Source organism: Sinorhizobium sp. BJ1 (assembly GCF_002531555.1).
GTDB lineage: Bacteria > Pseudomonadota > Alphaproteobacteria > Rhizobiales > Rhizobiaceae > Sinorhizobium > Sinorhizobium fredii_B.
Genome location: NZ_NWTH01000031.1, coordinates 39,904 through 58,444 on the forward strand (window position 1 = coordinate 39,904; position 18,541 = coordinate 58,444).

At 58.2% G+C, this 18,541-nt stretch carries 15 protein-coding genes, 1 pseudogene and 2 riboswitches; of the genes and pseudogenes, 10 read left to right on the forward strand and 6 right to left on the reverse strand.

Features of this window, described 5'->3' with window-relative positions; all coding sequences use genetic code 11:
* Positions 1-23 precede the first annotated feature (23 nt).
* From CO676_RS27910 to CO676_RS27935, 6 genes are read right to left on the reverse strand one after another with little or no spacing between them, the layout of a single operon-like run.
* Positions 24-560: a hypothetical protein gene (locus CO676_RS27910; RefSeq protein ID WP_097523470.1), complete on the reverse strand. Its 537-nt coding sequence runs from the start codon at positions 558-560 to the stop codon at positions 24-26.
* Positions 536-1,894, reverse strand: coding sequence for a type III secretion system ATPase SctN (gene sctN, locus CO676_RS27915; RefSeq protein ID WP_097523471.1), 1,359 nt, complete (start codon positions 1,892-1,894; stop codon positions 536-538). Before sctN ends, CO676_RS27910 begins: the two co-directional genes overlap by 25 nt.
* Positions 1,891-2,517 (reverse strand): type III secretion system stator protein SctL, encoded by a 627-nt coding sequence (gene sctL, locus CO676_RS27920; RefSeq protein ID WP_097523472.1) that lies wholly within the window; start codon positions 2,515-2,517, stop codon positions 1,891-1,893. The genes sctN and sctL overlap by 4 nt, the downstream gene beginning before the upstream one ends.
* The gene (locus CO676_RS27925) at positions 2,514-3,146 is read right to left on the reverse strand and encodes a nodulation protein NolU (protein ID WP_280952058.1); all 633 of its coding nucleotides are present in this window, start codon (positions 3,144-3,146) and stop codon (positions 2,514-2,516) included. The genes sctL and CO676_RS27925 overlap by 4 nt, the downstream gene beginning before the upstream one ends.
* Positions 3,147-3,154: 8 nt before the next feature.
* On the reverse strand, positions 3,155-4,024 hold the full coding sequence (gene sctJ, locus CO676_RS27930; protein ID WP_097523474.1) for a type III secretion inner membrane ring lipoprotein SctJ: 870 nt from the start codon (positions 4,022-4,024) through the stop codon (positions 3,155-3,157).
* 9 nt (positions 4,025-4,033) lie between these two features.
* Complete coding sequence (locus CO676_RS27935) at positions 4,034-4,531, reverse strand: nodulation protein NolB (RefSeq protein ID WP_097523475.1); 498 nt, start codon at positions 4,529-4,531, stop codon at positions 4,034-4,036.
* Positions 4,532-4,686: 155 nt separating this feature from the next.
* On the opposite strand from CO676_RS27935, the gene CO676_RS27940 reads away from it, so the two are divergent.
* The 10 genes and pseudogenes from CO676_RS27940 (at position 4,687) to CO676_RS27985 (ending at position 18,473) form a co-directional block, all read left to right on the forward strand.
* Positions 4,687-5,391, forward strand: coding sequence for a nodulation protein NolW (locus CO676_RS27940; RefSeq protein ID WP_097523493.1), 705 nt, complete (start codon positions 4,687-4,689; stop codon positions 5,389-5,391).
* A gap of 286 nt (positions 5,392-5,677) precedes the next feature.
* Positions 5,678-7,522 (forward strand): HrpF/NolX family T3SS translocon protein, encoded by a 1,845-nt coding sequence (locus CO676_RS27945; RefSeq protein ID WP_097523476.1) that lies wholly within the window; start codon positions 5,678-5,680, stop codon positions 7,520-7,522.
* A gap of 608 nt (positions 7,523-8,130) precedes the next feature.
* Positions 8,131-9,327: a histidine decarboxylase gene (locus CO676_RS27950; protein ID WP_245424501.1), complete on the forward strand. Its 1,197-nt coding sequence runs from the start codon at positions 8,131-8,133 to the stop codon at positions 9,325-9,327.
* Positions 9,324-10,457, forward strand: a complete 1,134-nt coding sequence (locus CO676_RS27955) for a fatty acid desaturase family protein (protein ID WP_097523478.1) — start codon at positions 9,324-9,326, stop codon at positions 10,455-10,457. The genes CO676_RS27950 and CO676_RS27955 overlap by 4 nt, the downstream gene beginning before the upstream one ends.
* Positions 10,451-11,797, forward strand: a complete 1,347-nt coding sequence (locus CO676_RS27960; RefSeq protein WP_097523479.1) for an O-acetylhomoserine aminocarboxypropyltransferase/cysteine synthase family protein — start codon at positions 10,451-10,453, stop codon at positions 11,795-11,797. The genes CO676_RS27955 and CO676_RS27960 overlap by 7 nt, the downstream gene beginning before the upstream one ends.
* 13 nt (positions 11,798-11,810) lie before the next feature.
* A complete protein-coding gene (locus CO676_RS27965; RefSeq protein ID WP_280952062.1) occupies positions 11,811-12,587 on the forward strand; it encodes a gamma-glutamyl-gamma-aminobutyrate hydrolase family protein in 777 nt (258 codons plus the stop codon).
* Positions 12,584-13,507, forward strand: coding sequence for a DMT family transporter (locus CO676_RS27970; RefSeq protein ID WP_097523480.1), 924 nt, complete (start codon positions 12,584-12,586; stop codon positions 13,505-13,507). The genes CO676_RS27965 and CO676_RS27970 overlap by 4 nt, the downstream gene beginning before the upstream one ends.
* A gap of 182 nt (positions 13,508-13,689) precedes the next feature.
* Positions 13,690-13,901, forward strand: a riboswitch (cobalamin riboswitch).
* Between the two features lie 104 nt (positions 13,902-14,005).
* Entirely contained in the window at positions 14,006-16,372 is a 2,367-nt protein-coding gene (gene metE, locus CO676_RS27975) for a 5-methyltetrahydropteroyltriglutamate--homocysteine S-methyltransferase (RefSeq protein ID WP_097523481.1), read from the forward strand.
* A gap of 202 nt (positions 16,373-16,574) precedes the next feature.
* A complete protein-coding gene (locus tag CO676_RS27980; RefSeq protein ID WP_245424504.1) occupies positions 16,575-17,159 on the forward strand; it encodes a hotdog domain-containing protein in 585 nt (194 codons plus the stop codon).
* A 29-nt stretch (positions 17,160-17,188) separates the two neighbouring features.
* Positions 17,189-17,394: riboswitch (cobalamin riboswitch) on the forward strand.
* A 366-nt stretch (positions 17,395-17,760) separates the two neighbouring features.
* A pseudogene (locus CO676_RS27985) lies at positions 17,761-18,473 on the forward strand (IS5 family transposase).
* Positions 18,474-18,541: the final 68 nt, after the last annotated feature.

The following is an 18,541-nucleotide window of genomic DNA, read 5'->3' on the forward strand; positions in this document are numbered from 1 at the left end:
CGGGTCAATCAGAGAACTTGCAGTCACCGGATCTCGTTGCGTGACATCTGGGCGAGCGAACCCCTCCCATACCGCAGCAATATCTCATCGTCGGCCTCTATCTCACCTGCGGCTTCCGAATGAACATCGACGGCGCGCCGGAGGTCGTCCTCGATCTGCTGCCATTTGTGCCGTGCTTCCGAACGTCTCACCCACTTGGCCTTCGTCTCCGACGCCGCTGTCTCGGCCTGCTCTTGAGCGATGCGCGCGTCGTCAAGTACCTGTCCTCTGATAGTGATCTCAGCCGCAAGCCGTTCAATGTGAAGGTGGTGATGGTCGAGTGCGGCGCTAGACAAGGTGTTCAGCGACGTCAGTACTTGGTAGAGCTGAGCTTCCTTTCCTGCGCGCTGTTGCTGTGCAATTTCGAGCTCCTGAGAGGCATTCTGTGCGGCTACGATGGCCATGCGGTGCTGAGCTTCCTTATTCGACAGCTTCCTACGGGCGTCGCGCTCCTGCATTTCCTTTAAAAGCCGTAGCCTCGAAGCGTAAGCATAATTCACGAGGTCAAACGCGACATCCATGCGACCGTCTCCTCAAAATCTGACACCTCTTCTTCGCTCTGGCGCAAAAACTCCCTCAACTCACCAATCGACGCGACGGCGCGATCGGTAAGGGGGTCGCCGCCTTGCTTGTATTCGCCGACGTTTATCAAAAACTCGCACTCTGCATAGCGCGCGAGGAGATCACGAATGAAGGATGCTGCCTTGCGATGCGTCTGAGAAACGACCGCATCCATAACTCGGCTGCGACTCTGCAGCACGTCGATAGCTGGGAAATGGGATCGCGCCGCAAGAGCGCGTGAGAGGACGACATGGCCGTCGAGAATGCCGCGCGATTCCTCCGCGATCGGATCGCCTGTGCCGTCACCTTCGACAAGTACAGTATAGAAGGCTGTGATTGAACCGTGTTCACCCATGCCGGCACGCTCCAGCAGGCCTGGCAGTGTGGCAAAAACGGAAGGAGGAAAGCCCCGCCGGGTCGGCGGCTCTCCTGCAGCAAGACCTATCTCGCGCATTGCACGGCAGAAGCGCGTCAGCGAGTCCAACATGAGTGCGACGCGTAGCCCTTGTTCGCGAAAGTACTCCGCGAGCGCGGTCGCCATAGGAGCACATTGCGCCCGCTCCGTTGCCGAGCGGTCGGAGGTTTCAACCACAACGATCGCACGGCGGAGGCCCTCCTCCCCAAGATGCCGCTCGATGAATTCACGTACTTCGCGGCCGCGCTCGCCTATGAGCGCGACTATGATAACGTCGGCGGCGGCACCTTTTACGATCTGCGACACTAGCGTCGACTTGCCGCCACCGGGCTCGCCGTAAATCCCGATCCGCTGGCCCTCACCGCATGTGAGGAGACCATCGAGGGCGCGCACCCCAAGCGGGAATGGCCGCTCAACTATGCGTCTCGTCATTGGATTGGGTGCCCTGCCGTGTAGCGGACGGGTTTCGGTGGTTTTGACTTCGCCTTTGCCGTCGAGTGGACGGCAGCGGCTGTCAATCACACGGCCAAGCAAATCGGGACCGACCGGCACTTCACGCATTCGTCCAGTGGAGATGACTTCCGCGCGGCTGGAAAGGCCCGCCAAGCCTCCGATCGGCGTGAGCAACACGCCATTGTCCAATAAGCCGATTACCTCGGCTTCGAGCGACAGACCGGTTCGCGTATCCTGCAGCAGACAAAGTTCCCCAATCCGAGCGTCTGGCAAGACGGCATGGACCAGGGTGCCGACGGCCCTTGTGATCCGTCCCCGCACGACACGCGTGTCGATTCGCTTTGCCGTGGACCACAAAGACGAGATAGCCGGATCGAGAGCACGGGTCCCCTCGAGATTATTATGCTGTGTAACCGGCGTGATCACAGTTCTCCTTCTTCAGAAAGGGACCCGAAGCCAAGGCGCAGCGCGCGCATCTGTGCATCGAGTCCAAGAGCGACGTTGCCATACTCGCTCCACAGCACGCACTCCTGCGGCGACAACGTCGGGTCCGGATCAATTCGAACCTTCGGCCGCTTCTCCCGTCCGTCGCATCCAGCAAACTCGCACGCGAGCATATCGACTTGCGTGGGACACACATGCAGGCAAACTTCTTCAGCGCCGCTGTATTTGCGCTCAATCGCGTGACGAACAGCTCTCACCAACAGCTCACCCGGATCGAACGCGCCTAACAGATCGCTTAGTATCTCCATGACGAGCTGTGGCAATTCCTGCTCCAGAACTGCCTTTCGTCGCGCTGCTTCGGTAGCTGCTCGTGCAATCAGCCCTGACATTTCCTCGGCGCCTGCATTCAACCCCTCGGCGTAGCCGCGCGCCCGCTCCCGCTGATAAGCGGCGCGTGCCCAGTTACGGACCCGCTGCTGATGCCGCTGTGCTGCGGCAAGCGCTTCTCCGGCGCTGTGCCAGATCTTAAGCTCACTCGCGGGTATCAGTGGCCCCAATGGGCGCATCTGCGGCGCGACGGGTGCTGCTGAAATGTCGGCGGTCATATCGCCGGGGTCTCCGTCTCAAAATGGGCTATCACGAGCGAAAACAACTCGCCTGAGGCATTATCGTGCTCAGGCGCTGGATGCTCGGCGGCTGTCCCGACCGGCAAGCGTAAAAGCACGCGGTTACGCTCAAGCACTGGCCGTTTATTGAGCCAGGTACCAAGACAGGCATGCCCATCGTGTTCAATTTGCAGTGCGAGTTTTTCCGGATCAGAGATCAAGCCGTCTGCAATAGCATGCGCCAGATGCCGGATGCCAAATGCGTGCGCATCAGCGCCGATATATTCAACAAGCCGGGTGAGGTCAGGCTGAGAAACAAGCTTCAGCAGCGAACGGGCATGCCAAATACTTCCGGCAAGAAGAGCAGCCCGACGAGGATCATGGCCGTGCAGGAGATCCGGCCCCCATCCGGTGAGGTTCCAATCCATGTCATTGTCAAGCAGCAATTCTGCCAGTCGTGGCTGAAGCCTCGCACAATTCTGCAACTGCAGCAATGTCGCAGCCGACAACCCCGGATCAAGACGGGCGGCAAGACGCGTCGGGTGGGCCGACGCAGCAAGCTCGCGCCGGGAAACGGAGCGCAATTGGAACGAAACATCAGGTTGGGTAGTTTGTATCGATGTCAGCATTGGGAATGTCACCTACGCCCGAGCGCCGGTATCTTTTTGCGAATGGCCTCTACAGCGGAAACACCGGAGCGCTCATGGACTCTAGATGGTTCGCCACTAGATTGCCTGCGTCGATGCCCAAGAACACTGACTAAGAGGTAACACGCCACAGCGAACACTGCTGCGGCGACACCCACCGCGGTAGCCATAAGCGGCGCTGGTATTGGCCTAGATGCTGGGGCCAAGCTCGTCGCCCGTACGGACCGTTGCTCATGTGCGGACCTTTCCACCGGCACCAAAACCACCTCTACCTTGTCGTAGGACAAGCCTTCGATGCTGTCGGCGACGAGCATCTTTATCTTGGGCAGCAGAACTGAGAGATTCGTTTTGGCGTCGTGGCGGATAAAAACCGAGGCCGAGGACGGAGTGTCGCCTGCTCGCAGCAGGTCGTTATGCGGCAGCACCACATGGACACGTGCAGAGAACACGCCATCAATATCGCTGATCGTATGCGACAACTCTTCGCTCAGGGCATAGACGTAACGGGCACGCTCCTCGGTCGGCGATGCAATCAGGCCCGATCCTTGGAATATCTCGCCAAGGTTCTTGAAAGATTGGCGCGGCAGCCCCTTGGCATTTAGGAGGTTAATTGAGAAGGCGAGCAGCTTTTCGTCGACCTGGATTGTGCTGGTGCCATCCTTACCAGCCACCCGGACCGCATCAACTCCGTTTTCTATCAGAAGCGCGAGCATCTCATTAGCCTCGCGTTCCTGCAACTGTGTATAGAGATCGACCTTACAACCGGTCAGAGCCAGGAGAAGTGGCAGCAAGACAAGGCGAAGCGGTCGCCGTCCAGACGTGTAGCTGCTCGTTATGTCGCCACGGGCCAAGCCAATCATGCGCGCGGCTCACCCTTCCTTCAACAGTTTGTTTACGGATGAGGTGATGCCGCTAATACCCTTGGAAATCAGGGAAACTTGAGTCACGCCGTTGTAAAGATCCCGCAGACCAGCAATCATCACTTCGAAATCATGCCCTCCTTGCGGAACTCCCAACATTTCGGTTCCCGCCCCAGCTTCGACAGGGAGCTTCTGCGCAGGCCCTGGCAGAGCGCCGCTCGCAAGGGCAGCCTCATGGTTAGGCGCGGCAGCAGTAACTATATTGTCCGGGAAAATCGAAGAAATCGTTTGCAGCATGCGCTCCCCCAGTGGGCTCGTCTGCGCAGCCGCGCGATGAACGCCCGTCGGCGGAGCAACTGGCGCCACTCTTGCTGGGGCCGAGGCAATATCATTTTTCATCGAGTCAGCCGCCTGCGCTAGAGCGCGCTCAAACTGAGCCTGCTCGGCGAATGACGTTGACCCGACCTTGGGGAGACTGGCAGAGATTGACGTGACAGGCATCATCATGCAAGGACTCGATTGCTTTCTCTTTGACGCGGTGACTTTTAGCGAGGCGAGCTGACGACACTCTGACTAACGGCAGCGTCGCTTGCCCATTCAAGAGTGACGTTAGTCGAGTTGAACCACGTGGGAGAATTTCAGCTTTGGTTTATCAGGACGAGATGCCGAGAACGCCCATCCAATCCACCGCGCTGCACATCTTGAAGAGACTTCTCTGTGTCGGGTTTTTTCTGTCCGCCGGAATCCACACAACTCTCGGAGCCACTCTGCCGCTCCCCTCGACCTCCTATAAGTATACGGTTCTAGATCAGGATCTCTCTGCCGCGTTGCAGGAATTCGGCAACAACCTGAAAATCAGTGTTAACATCAGCGCCGAGGTGAAGGGGCGGATCCGCGGGCGTATGCCGGAGTTGCCACCACGCGAGTTCCTCGACCGGCTGACCAAACTCTACGATCTCCAATGGTACTATGACGGGGTTGTGCTCTATGTGTCTGCTGCAAAAGAAGCGCAAACTCGGATGCTTGTGTTGAGTTCAATTCGCTTTGATGCTTTCAAGGGGGCCCTCGATAAGCTTGACATCTCCGATGAACGCTATCTGGTGAGACCTGCGCCGGGAAATGGCCTGGTCTTGGTGTCCGGTCCGCCGCGCTTCATCGCGCTCGTGGAGCAGACGTTCAACGGTCTCCTGGCCGTCGCGCAGGCACAGCCCCGCGTCGCTGAGACGCCCCCCAAGGAATCCGTTATGGTATTGTTTCGGGGCTCCTCCACCACGGTCGTCCGCGGCGGGAGACCGGAAGTCTTTTATACTTCTGATTTGCCGCCAGAGGACGAGGTTGGCGGGAAGGCTGAGCTGAGCAAGAAATGAAATCTGATCATTCGATCGGGCTTCAGCATTAGAACCTCACTGCGGTTACGTCTTGATTGTTATTCGTTGAGCCTCGTCAGTTTCTCGAAAGCTAAACCGCTCATGATGTGAATCGGTAGCTCCAACGATATCGCCGGCGATTGTGCCGGAGTTGACCTTTGTAGCTAGCATGGAGCGAAGCAATCAAAAGCATGGTTGAGGCTTTAAGATTGTCAACTTCGTGAGCGCAAGCGCCTCATAGAAGGTCCTTGTGGAGGGATTCAAACATCACGTCTGAGGATGCACAATGTCGGCCAGCAACCTTTCACCATTGATCAGCTCTAATTCCGCACAGTTCGCCCAGGCGTCGCTCGCCAAAGCTTTCGCGCCTCGGGTAGCCCAGGGGCAGCAAAGCCTATTGTCCTTCGAAGCGATGCTGTCCACTAACGTGCTCGCAGATAGGATTGGTCCTTTAGCCATCCGGGAAGACCTGCTGCCGCCGGATGCCGAGTCGACTTTAGAGGATTTGCAGAAGGACCCACTGGCCCTGCTGCCCCCCCACATGAGGGCGGCGATCGAATCAATGGATCAGAGCCCGCAGTCACCTCCTCCGATCGACGACCATTATGTCGCGCCAGCTCCCATACCCAGCTCGAGAATTACGTGGAACGGTGGATCGCTGACTAAGCCTGAGTTGCAGATTGTCGCAGTGCTGAACCGTCACAAGGACCTGTGCCCACTCAGTTGGGAGTCGCTGGAGGCCAAAGCCAATGATCCCTCTACGCCGCCGGATCTGAAAGCGGCAATCGAGGCATTGCTAAAGGATCCAGAACTTTTTTATGCAATCGGCTCGCAGGGCGACGGTCGCTGTGGAGGCAAGATCACTGCAAAGGACTTGTCCGAGTTTTCCAAGCATCACCCACAAGTTGCCGCATTTCAGGAAACCCAGGCGCAAAGCTACGCGCAGAACTACATCCCATCCGACAGCGCCGATAATGCCCAGCCGTCGGTCATGACCAAGAACGATGCTCTACGGGAGCTTTACCGGTACTCGGAATATCTTCCCAAGAACCTGAGTCTGGCCGACTTCAAGCAGATCGTCGACGGAGAAGCGAAAACAGGCAAATGTCCACCCCAGGTCATTGCAGCGGCTCAATACTTCGTCAGTCATCCGGAAGAATGGAAGAAGTTGTACGGTGGTAATATAGATAAGGTCCACAAAGAGGACTTCCTGCAAGTGGCCTCTTCGTCGATGAGCCTCACGCAAACCGAGCTGGACACGCTCGAGACAATTAACAGCCATCAGGACTTCTTTTTTGGGAGCGGTGACCTCACACGCGACAAGCTGGCAAGCATGGCAGACGACCAGAGCTTGGATCCGAAAGTACGTAAGGCTGCCTCGCAGCTCCTTTCAGATCCTGTTCTGTTCGGTCTGCTAAACAATGCGATTACGGGTTATAAGACTCATCATGGGTTTTTCGACTTCGGCGGCGGACATACGGTCGATTCCGGCAACGTCAGCAAAGAAGACTTTGGCCGTTTCCACACAAATATGACCAATGCAAACCGCACCGTTCAGCAGCCGAAGTTCCATTTGCCCGAAACTGAGGCGGCGCAGGACGCTGTCGCAGACATGAGGATGGGCCTGGCGGACCAGCCGGACATCAAGGCACCGAAAAAGAACGGCGGAGCCCTCATGCACGTAGTCGACCCCGCGCTGAAGGTGTGGTCTCAAGCGCTTGACTGGGCTGCAACGGCCGTGGGAGTGCTCAGCTTCATTCCAGGTATCGGACAACTGGCCGATCTCGTATCGATGACGCTTGCATGCGAGGCCCAAGCCGCAAATCTCCTGCGTACAGCCATTACCGGAGGCAATATGAAGCAGGCGCTGATAGAAGCTGGCATCGGGGTCGCGGCGCAGGCGGTCGGCCTTTTCTCGGGACCCGGGGTCAAGCTAGCGATTCGCAACGGGCTTGTGAGGAAGGCGATGGAAGAGGCCGCGACGGCTGGGATTAATCTGCCGCTTTCCGTGGCGCAGCACTATGCAGAAGGCTACCTGAACAACCTGCAGACACGCCTTGCAGGCGACCCTATGCAGACCGCCAGTCTGCCCGGCCAGATGAGCACCCCATTTCCCCAATACCTGGCCTGACAAACAAATGTGCGGTTCCTCGCCGCGCCTCGTCGAGTGATGTCGCTCGCACATAGACGGCCGCCTAGGCGGCGAATGCTCAGGAGACGAGACGTAAAGCAAAACCCGGCCACGAAGTGCCGGGTTGGGCTGGGGACAATCGACTTCAATGTGTTCACCTCAATACCAGCTCTCAAATCGTTCAAAACCTCCGTCGGCGCTACAATCACTCCGATAGTGTTCGGCAGCACGTCGACGCTCAGATCGATGTCGTTGGTGATCGTGAGATTTTTTGTTGGTCGCAAACATACTGGGCCATGGACAGATGAGGCGAGGTTCTTGGCGCTCCAGCAGGCCACCGTTCCCAAGCCCACACCTAGTTGATAGCTCAAGTCCAGATGCGCTAGGAGCCGGGCGCCAGGTTAGATTTTTCCACTGCTTAGATCCTCCGCGATCGCGGAGGCGAGGCGCTGATAGGTCGGCTCACTAACCGCAGCGAGTCGTGGCTCCCAAGGCGATTTCAACAGTATACGGGCATCCAAAAGTGTCACGACGCACAATAAAGATAGCATAAAATGTGTCCCATAGTGTAAATTCTGCGTAACCGTATTTAACTGTGGATCAAGTGCGTGAACATTATATATGAACAGAACGAAAATCGTCTCTCAAATAGGCCGAAGGATGTCGATTCGACCCTGCGCAAACTTGGCAAGAAGTTTTCTGACAGGCGTGATAAGCACCTAGGATACCCTTATAACCTCGACTTTGACCCTAGACCAATCTCTCAATTCGGCGAATTTCTAGTTAATAACTTGGGTGATCCATATGTCGGTTCACACTATGCGACCGAGGTCTGTGACTTAGAGCTCGAGGTGGTCGACTGGACAATGCGGGTCTGGGAGTGCGCCGACCCAGAAGAATACTGGGGAACTGTGGGCGCAAGTGGAACTGAAGGTAATCTATGGGCCATATACCTTGCGCGCGAGACTCTTGATAATCCTATTCTGATACACTCGACAGAGGCGCACTACTCGCTTCCAAAGGCAGCGAGAATCCTCCAGATCGAGGCTTTAACATGCAGGGCCGATCGTTCCGGCGCTATCTCTCTGGACGATCTCTCGGAGGTTATCCACGCAAATCGCCATCGCAGCATCATTCTCGCATTGACCTGTGGAACGACAATGAAAGGGGCTCACGACGACATCGCGTCCTGCATCGGCGTTCTGGACCAAGTCGGGATAGATCCGAGACGACGCTTTGTCCACGTCGATGGCGCTCTGAATGCGATGGTCCTTCCCTTTGTCGATGGCTTGCCGAGCGGCATCCGCCCCTCTTTCCGGCATGGCGTCGATAGCATTTCAACCTCAGGTCACAAGATGATCGGCACGCCAATGCCCTGCGGTATCCTCGTAGTGCGCCGTGACCACGTCCGTCGAGTGGCTTCCGTCGTCAGCTACTTGCGCTCAGATGATACGACCCTGATGGGATCGCGAAACGGCCACGCCGTTCTCGCGATCTGGAACCGGCTGATGCGCCTTGACATCGCCGGTTTCCGCAACAGTGCCCGAGCCTGCATCGAACGCGCGGAAGGCTTCGCAGGAGCACTTCGCTCCGCGGGCGTCCCGGTTTTGCTCAATCCATGGTCCTTGACGGTTGTGTTTCCGAAACCATCCGAGAGGCTTGTCAACGAATACCAACTCGCATGCCATGGCAGCTCCGCCCACGCGATCGTTATGCCAAACGTCAAAGCTGATCTCATCGAGCGCTTCGTCAACGCCTATACCGCAGAGTGGCGCTGCAATCCTCAGCAAAAGGTGATTTCATGAACGCTCATGCTGAGCCTCTCTATAATGGCATCGAAGCGCCCGGCCGGTACACTCACCACCGCTTCGATCGGTCCATTACTAACGACATCAAGGCGCTTTCAACTGACAATTGGCATGGCCCGCTTTATATCCTGAAGGACTATGCGGTGGTCGCTGCCTTCGCGTTGCTGGTGCTTAGGGTAAGCTGGTGGTTTTATCCCCTCGCGGTGATAATGATCGGCGCCCATCAGCGAGGCATCTCCACTATTTTGCACGATTCTGCGCACGGTGTGCTGACAAAGAATCGTCTGCTGAACTTCCTGCTCGGCACATTGCCAACTGCTTGGCCCATCTTTCAACGCCATTTTGCCTACAAGGAATCGCACGTCTATAGCCATCACCCCTTCCTCGGGCGAGCCGACGCAGATCCTGACCTGGAATTCTTCATCACGGAAGGTGTTTTCACACCACAAACGGATCGCTCCTTCGTTTGGAAGATCATCATCCTGCCCCTGCTTGGATCGAAAACCTACGCCTATCTGAAGTATCTGGTCCGCAACAGATACCAAATGATCCTCGATTCCCTCTCAAGCAAGGAGAGTTCAGCGCGGGTGAAGCGTGGGGGAAAGTGGCGTTGGGAATTCGATTGCTGGGGCTTCTACACATTCTGGACTTGTATCGTCATGCTTGCGCTAGGCTATGGCTACTTCCCGGAATTCGTTCTCCTCTGGATCGTTCCCTACCTCACCTCATTTCACATCATTGGTTGGTTTATCGAGATGTCTGAGCATTGCAGCTCCATCGACAACCAGAACGTGAACCTGCATATGGCCCGGAACCGCCAAAGCCGCCATATCGAGAAGTGGCTGACCGCGATCAACAACGACAATTATCATCTCGATCATCATCTGGATCCGACCACCCCATTCTGGCGTCTACCCGAAGCACATGCCATCCGCATGAGGGACTCCGCCTATGCGACGCACTGTTCCGAAACGGGCGGGATATTCCAGTCTGGCCCAAATGGCGAACCGTCGATTCTGAAACTGATCCGCGACCAGAATCGGAAGCGCTTCGCCAAACAACGCTGGATCGCCGGCGTGAACGCTACCTATAGAGAAGAACGTACCCCCGGAGCGACCCAATGTTGACCAAATCCCAGAAAAACGGACCTGCAACACAACTGGATCCAACGCCGGCCCTGCATGTGGAGACGGCAGTTCTGCATGGCAGCTATCGTTGCGATCCGGCGACCCTTGCAACGACTGTCCCTATCTATCTCTCGAACGCCTATGCTTTCGAATCCATTGAGCACGCATCGGACGTCTTCGATCTACGCCGCGAGGGGCGCACCTATTCGCGGTTGATGAACCCGACGACGGATATATTCGAGCAACGCGTTGCGGCTCTGGAGGGTGGCATCGCCGCCTTGGCAACTTCGTCGGGGCAAGCTGCGATTATGCTTGCAATCCTGAACATTGCTGCTGCCGGGGATAACATCGTGAGTTCCGCTCACCTATATGGTGGGACAATCAATCTGCTCGCCAGCACGTTTCAACGGCTCGGGATCGAAACGCGCTTCGTCGATCCGAGCGATCCCGAACGCTTCAGCGAAGCCTCGGACCACCGCACGCGCTGTTGGTTTGCCGAAGCGTTGCCCAATCCGAAGCTCAGCCCCTTCCCAATCGTCGAGGTTGGGGCGATCGCGCATGAACTCGGGATCCCGCTCATCATCGACAACACAATGACCCCTCTCATCACACGCCCCCTTGAACTTGGCGCCCATGTGACCTTGCACTCTACTTCGAAATATATCTGCGGCCACGGCACCACGATTGGTGGCATTATCGTCGATGGCGGTACCTTCGATTGGGCCGCTTATCCCGAACGCTTTCCGTTGATGACGTGTCCTGACATTTCCCATGGCAACATCCGCTGGCTCGATGCGGCGCGTGATCTGCCCGGCCTCTATGGATCCAGCCCGTACTTGCTCAAGATGCGCAACACACTCATGCGTGACTTTGGACCCTGCCCATCACCATTCGCATCATTTCTCTGCATTCAAGGCCTGGAAACGCTAACTTTGCGAATGCCACGACATTGCTCCAATGCTCGCCAACTCGCCGAGTATCTCAAGGCGCATACCAGCGTTCTCGACGTCACCTATCCGACTTTTGGCGGGACTGTCGAACGGCATCGTGCCGAGCAGAACATGGGCGACCATGGGGGCCCCATGATCGTCTTCGAGATCGCTGGAGGCATCGATGCCGGTCGCCGTTTTATCGAGCGCCTGCAGCTCATCTACCACGTTTCAAATATTGGCGACGCGAGGACGCTCGCCACACATCCAGCCTCGACGACGCATGCTTCGGTGCCACGCGAGGCGCGTCTGGCTGCCGGCGTTCGCGACGGAACAATTCGCATCTCCGTTGGACTTGAGCATATTGAGGATATCATCGCCGACATCGGGCAAGCCCTTGACCGAGCCTAAAATAGTGACAGCGGTGGGAGAATGTGGCCCGGCGATCGTTGGTGTCGTTACCGACCGCCGAACGGTGGAGGGCGTTGACTATGAGACCGTGCGCGTGCGTTATCTCGAAGCCCTACGCTTTACGGCGGGCGTCTTGCCAATCGTCATCCCAGGGGGCCTTACGGATCAGGATTTGCGGACCTGCTTGTCGGCCCTCAATGGCGTGCTGCTGACCGGAGCGGAGTCAAATGTATCACCTTCACTTTATGGGGGGCCAGAGGCTTGTTTAAAGACGCTCGATCTCGACCGGGACAGGACAAGCTTTGCTGCGATCAAGATTGCGTTATCATCGGGCATTCCCCTGTTCGGAATCTGCCGTGGGTTGCAAGAACTCAATGTCGCACTGGGCGGCACCCTCTCCAGCAACATCTCGGAAGGTGAACGTCGAATCTCTCATTCGGAAGACCTCTCTCTCCCGCGTGACCTTCAATATGCCCCCTCGCATGCAATTCTAGCTGAAGGCCACGGCCATATCGCCCAGTGCATCCGCCGGTCGCATAAGGATCCAGTCCTGGTCAACACCCTGCATCGGCAGGGAATCGCGCGATTGGCCGATGGCCTTGCTGTTGATGCGCGATGCGTGGACGGCGTCATCGAAGCCGTATCTGTAAAGGACGCGCCAACGTTTGCCGCCGCTGTGCAATGGCATCCTGAATGGTTTCACGCTGAGGATCCGCTCAGCGTCGAAATCTTCCGTGCATTCGGCGAGGCCTGCTGCTCGCACATGATAGCAACAAAGTTACAGCCATGAAGAATAAATATCTTTCGCCAATCCTTGGAGCCGTTTTTGCCCTTTTAGCAGCTCTGTCGAATGGGACCGTGGGGGTGCTTTCTCGGTCCGCCTTCAATGAAGGCCTCGACCACACCGCGGTCGCATTCTGGCGTTGCGGCATCGCGCTTTCGCTGCTGTCAATCGTCATCCTTTTGAGGCCTGCGGGCTTGGCCAGAGTAGGCTCCGAATTCACGGGGTCGTGGAAGATCGCCGTTTGCTCCGCGCTTGGCATCTTCACGCTTTATCATTTCGAAACCCGAGCTTTCGCTTATGCGCCGATCCCATTGGTTGCCATCCTTGTGTTCGCTGGCGGCCTTGGTGCAATCGCGCTCGACATCCTCATCCTGAAGGAAAGGGTAACGACGCGCAAGGCGTTCGCTATGACCATGGTCTTTCTTGGAGGCAGCTTCCTGATTGCTGGTGACGGCCTGGTGATTGGAAGCATTGCCGGCGTCATCCTCGCCCTTATCGCGGGGCTAGGTTACGCCAGCTTTATCTTCGCATGGAAGTTCTTTAAGCTCCGCTCATCCCTAGAGAATTTTTGGTGGTTCCTGGCTTATGGCTTTGTAATGCTCGCTGTTCCTTATGCTTGGAGTGGCGCACAAGTCCCGTCAGTAAACGCGCTACCAAGTTTGCTATCGCTGGGGGTTATCCCATCATTTTGTGGATTCTACTGCACAATTCTCGCTCTTCAGTGTATCGAGGCTTACAAGACGCAGGTCATCGAATCGAGCGAGCCATTCTTTTCCGCGCTCTTCGCAGCCGTATTCTTCGGCGAATGGCTGACAAGTTCAGGAATGTCTGCTGCACTGGCTATCATCGTCGGTGCGTTGATCACATCCATGCCTGAGCGCCGTGCCGTCTCCATGCAAGTACATCCAATTGGCGAAGGGGAGTAGGTCACCATGCTTATTGGCCCGGTGCGGATGTCGCTGCGAAAACGGCCAACTGAAAGAACAAACAGGAATATTCTGGTCGTGAGTTGAATGGGGGGTTAGATCTGCCGTGCAGATATGGACAGAACAAGCGGCATAATGACATAACAATGTCTTTATGTCATTGACCAATCTCTCTCGTGCTGCCATTGTTGCGGTATCGTGGTTCTGCGGATCGTCTGGTCCGGAGCTAAGAGGGAATCCGGTGACGGTGCGTGTTGCACCCATGCCGGGACTGCCCCCGCAACTGTAGGCGGAGAACTGTCATCCAGCATGTCACTGAGGAAGACGCCTCGGGAAGACGGATGGCGGTGATGACCCGCAAGTCAGGAGACCTGCCGCGATAGATAACGTCCACGGGCGGGGTGTCCCGGTGTGCCGCTTTTGCGAACGGCGCGCTTTTGACCGTCTCGCCGATGCGTCGTGCCCATGCCTTGCCCATAACCTTCGGGGTACAAGGAAATGAGCATCAAGACGGCAAACCTCGGCTTTCCCAGGATCGGCAGGAAACGCGAACTGAAATTCGCGCTCGAAACCTATTGGGCAGGCAAGAGCGATGAAACGGCGCTCCTGGCGGCAGCGTGCGAGCTGCGCCAACGGCACTGGAAACTGCAGCAGGAACACGGGATCGACGTGATCCCTTCGAACGACTTTTCGCTTTACGATCATGTTCTCGACCACGCGGTGATGGTCGGCGCCATTCCGGAAGGCTACGGCTGGACGGATGGACCGGTTGCGCCCGACACCTACTTCGCGCTCGCGCGAGGCGAGAGGGGCGGCAAGCAGGCCGATTGCGGCTGCATAAACCCGCACGACGCTGGCCGTCCGGCACTTGAGATGACGAAATGGTTCGACACGAACTACCACTACTTGGTCCCGGAATTTCAGGCGGGGCAGTGCTTCTCGCTCACCCGCAACAGACCACTCGACGCGTTCCTCGAAGCCAAGGAGATCGGCATTCACACGCGGCCCGTGGCCCTCGGTCCGGTGACCTTCCTCAAGCTCGGCAAGGCGCGCGACGGTTCGGACCCGCTCGACCTCCTCGACCGGCTGCTCCCGATCTACCGCCAGATCCTGGCGGAGCTTCATGAGGCCGGTGCGGACTGGGTGCAGATCGACGAGCCGTGCCTGGCTCTCGACCTGACCGACAAGGAGCGGGATTGCCTGACGCGGGCGTTCTCGGCTGTCGCCCTAGCTGTTCCGGACCTTTCAATCATGGTGGCAAGTTACTATGGCGCCTACGCCGACAATCTTGCGGCTGCCCTCGCACTGCCAGTGGATGGTTTGCATATCGACGGCATCAGGATCCCTGAAGAACTGAAGAGGATCGTGGCGGATGCGCCACCGCATCTCACCCTCTCGCTCGGCGTGCTCGACGGCCGCAACATCTGGCGTGCCGACCTGGATGCCGTTCTTCGCGACCTGGCCCCCCTGGTCGAGCAGCGGGCAGCGGACAGGCTGCAACTCGCACCCTCCTGCAGCCTGCTGCATCTGCCCTACGACCTTGCCGACGAGACGGCGCTCGATCTCGAACTCAGGGCGTCGCTCAGCTTCGCGACCGAGAAACTCGAGGAACTGGCAGTGCTGAAACAGGCGCTCTCAGGCAACCGGGACGCGGTCGAAACGCGGATCGGGGCGTCGGTTCTGGCCGTTGCCGCTCGCCGGGCATCCCGCGAGGCGCATGATCCACTGGTCGAGGGGCGGTTGAAGTCTTTGACGCCGGAGATGGCAAAGCGGGTAAGCCCATTCGCAGCGCGGAAAGATGTTCAGGCCCGCCATCTGTCCCTGCCGCCCTTGCCGACGACCACGATCGGATCCTTCCCGCAGACCGCCGAGGTCAGGGCTGCCCGTGCAGCGCATCAGCGTGGTGAACTCTCGTATATCGACTACCGTGCCTTCCTCGCGCGGGAAACGGAGGCGGCGATCCGTTGGCAGGAGGACATCGGCATCGATGTGCTGGTGCATGGCGAGTTCGAGCGCAATGACATGGTTCAGTATTTCGCCGAGCAGATGGACGGCTATGCCTGCACCAGGAACGGGTGGGTTCAGAGCTACGGCTCCCGCTGCGTGCGCCCGCCGATCATTTTCGGTGACGTGTCGCGACCACGCCCGATGACCGTGGACTGGGCCCAGTTTGCGCAATCCAAGACCTCGAAGCCCGTCAAAGGCATCCTGACAGGGCCGGTGACCATGCTGCAATGGTCCTTCGTCCGTGATGACATCCCGCGCGCCGACGTGTGCCGCCAGATCGCACTTGCCATCCGCGACGAGGTGTCCGACCTCGAGGCGGCGGGGATCGCGATCATCCAGATCGACGAGCCGGCACTCCGGGAAGGTCTGCCGCTGCGCCGTGCCACCTGGCAGCACTACCTGGACTGGGCGACCGAGAGCTTCCGCCTCTCGGCCTCCGGCGTTGCCGACCAGACCCAGATCCACACCCATATGTGCTATTCCGAGTTCAACGACATCATGCCGGCGATCGTCGCGCTCGATGCCGATGTCATCTCCATCGAGACCTCCCGGTCGAAGATGGAACTGCTCGATGCCTTCTATGACACCCGCTATCCCAACGAGATCGGTCCCGGCGTCTACGACATCCACTCGCCGCGGGTGCCGGGAACCGAGGAGATGGTGGAACTCCTCCAGGCAGCGGCCAAACGCATCGATGCCGCACAGCTCTGGGTCAATCCGGATTGCGGCCTGAAAACCAGAGGATGGGCGGCGGTCAAGCCGGCGCTCGCCAACATGGTGACCGCGGCCGGACTTCTCCGGAAGCGGCTCTCCGAAACCGACGGGTGGAGGATCAGCGCATGGAACGGGAATTCATGAGCGAAGGGGAGCCGGCCGGAGGGCCGGCTCCCACAACGCTGATCGACATCGTTTTTCCGGGCGCCACCAATCATATGGCACGCTCTTCGGCGGCGCGGGCCTCTCCGCCATGGACCGGGTTGCCTTTGTCGCTGCGACGAGACAGGGGCTGTTCCCTTCGTCACCGCATCCTGCGAGCGGGTCGAATTCACGAAGCCGGCCCATGTCGGCGAGATCCTATCCTTTGTGGCGACCCCGATCTGGGGCTGGCCGGTGCTCGCTGACGGTAGAGGTCGAGATGCTCGCCGAGGCGATCAGCACGGGCGAGCGGCATCTCTGCACCCGTGGTGTCTTCCACATGGTCGCGTCGCTCGATCCGTCCCTGCGTGAGACCTGGTCGTTGCCGCCGCTGGCGACCACGCATGACGTCCATTCGCCCGGAGACGTCCACATGGCGGATGTCATCTTCGCCGACCAGGCCAACAGTTCCGGCGCGATGTTCGGTGGCGATGCGGCCCTTGTCGCGGCGTCGAGATTGTGCCGTAGACCGGCCGTGCTCGCCTCGTCGGAGCGTCTCGACTTTCATCACCCGATCCGGGTGGGATCGGTCTTCGAGGCGGTGGCCCGAGTTGTTTCCACTGGCAGAACCTCGATGACAGTCGAGGTGGAGCTTTGGGCGGAAACGCTCCTGAGCGGTGAGCGCTGCCAGACGGCGAAGGGCCTCTTCGTCATGGTGGCCGTCGATGAAAACCAGAAGCCCGTTCCGGTTATCCCGGGGGATTCGGCACAGGTGCATCATAGCCGTTGACGCGGATTTAACCTCGTCTACTATATCTAGTGTTCGAGGGTCCCTTCGATTCGTTTTCGGATTAGGGGCTAAGACGGGAATTCGGTAGCGGACATGAGGTCCGTGAAGCCGAGGCTGCCCCCGCAACTGTGAACGGCGAGCGCCTGCTCCATCATGCCACTGGGATTAACCGGGAAGGCGGAGAAGGCGCGATGACCCGTGAGCCAGGAGACCTGGCGCGGGCGAAAAGGTGGTCGTCGCCCGAAACTAACGTCCGATCAGCGCTCCGAAATCATCGGCATGCTGAATGACGGCCGCCCGGTGGCTGAAATCGCTCGCCTCTTTCGCGTTCATAGGGCACCGTCGGACGCATCGGCGCTGAGGCCAAAGTAGCGGTTCGCGGATTGTTCTTTCATTTGGCCATTTTTCGCAGCGACGTACGCATCGGGCCTTCTTGTCTTTTCCGAGGATCAATATGCCCGAGAGCGCGGGCGAGCTATGGCGTGGAAAAACGGTGCTCTGGTTCCATGCACTAAGGTGTGTGGGGATTCACAAGAGCTTTCGATTGTGATTCAAGCTCTTGATGAATCGCTATGTTTTGACAGACGCCCAGTGGGCGAAGATGGAGCCGCATTGTCTGGGTAAGCCAACCGACCCCGGACGCAGCGGCAGCGACAATCGCCGCTTCGTGGAGGCGGTGTTGTGGATTGTGCGAACCAGCTCGCCGTGGCGCGATCTGCCCGCGCATTTCGGGAACTGGAGCACGGCATTTCGCCGCTTCAGCGACTGGCGCAAGGCCGATGTCTTTGTGAAGCTCTTCCAGGCCTGCTCGGACGAGCCCGACATGGAATACGCCATGGTCGACGCCACCATCGTCAAGGTCCATCGCCACGGACAAGGCGCAAAAGGGGGACTCAGAGCCAGGCCATTGGCCGCTCCAAAGGTGGCATGACCACCAAGATCCTCGCGTTGACCGACGCGCTTGGTAATCTTGTGCGCTTCGAACTCCTGCCCGGCCATCGCTTCGACACGGTCGGCGTCGAGCCGCTGATCGAAGGCATCGATTTCGGTGGCCTCATCGCCGACAAGGCATTCGACAGCGACGCCATCATCGCCGATCTCAACGCGCGCGGTGCCAAGATCGTCATCTCTCAGCACCCAAGACGCGCGAGACCACTGCCGCTCGATCGCGAACTCTACAAATGGCGGCATCTCATCGAAAACTTCTTCTGTAGGCTTAAGGAGTTCAAGCGCATCGCCATGAGAGCCGACAAAACCGACCAAAGCTTCTCCGCAATGATCTATCTCGCAGCCGCCGTCATCAATTCACGATGAATCCCCACGGGCCTTAGGACGGCGAAAACGAATATCGCTGGCCTTCGCGCCGCGGGATCCGAGCGCCG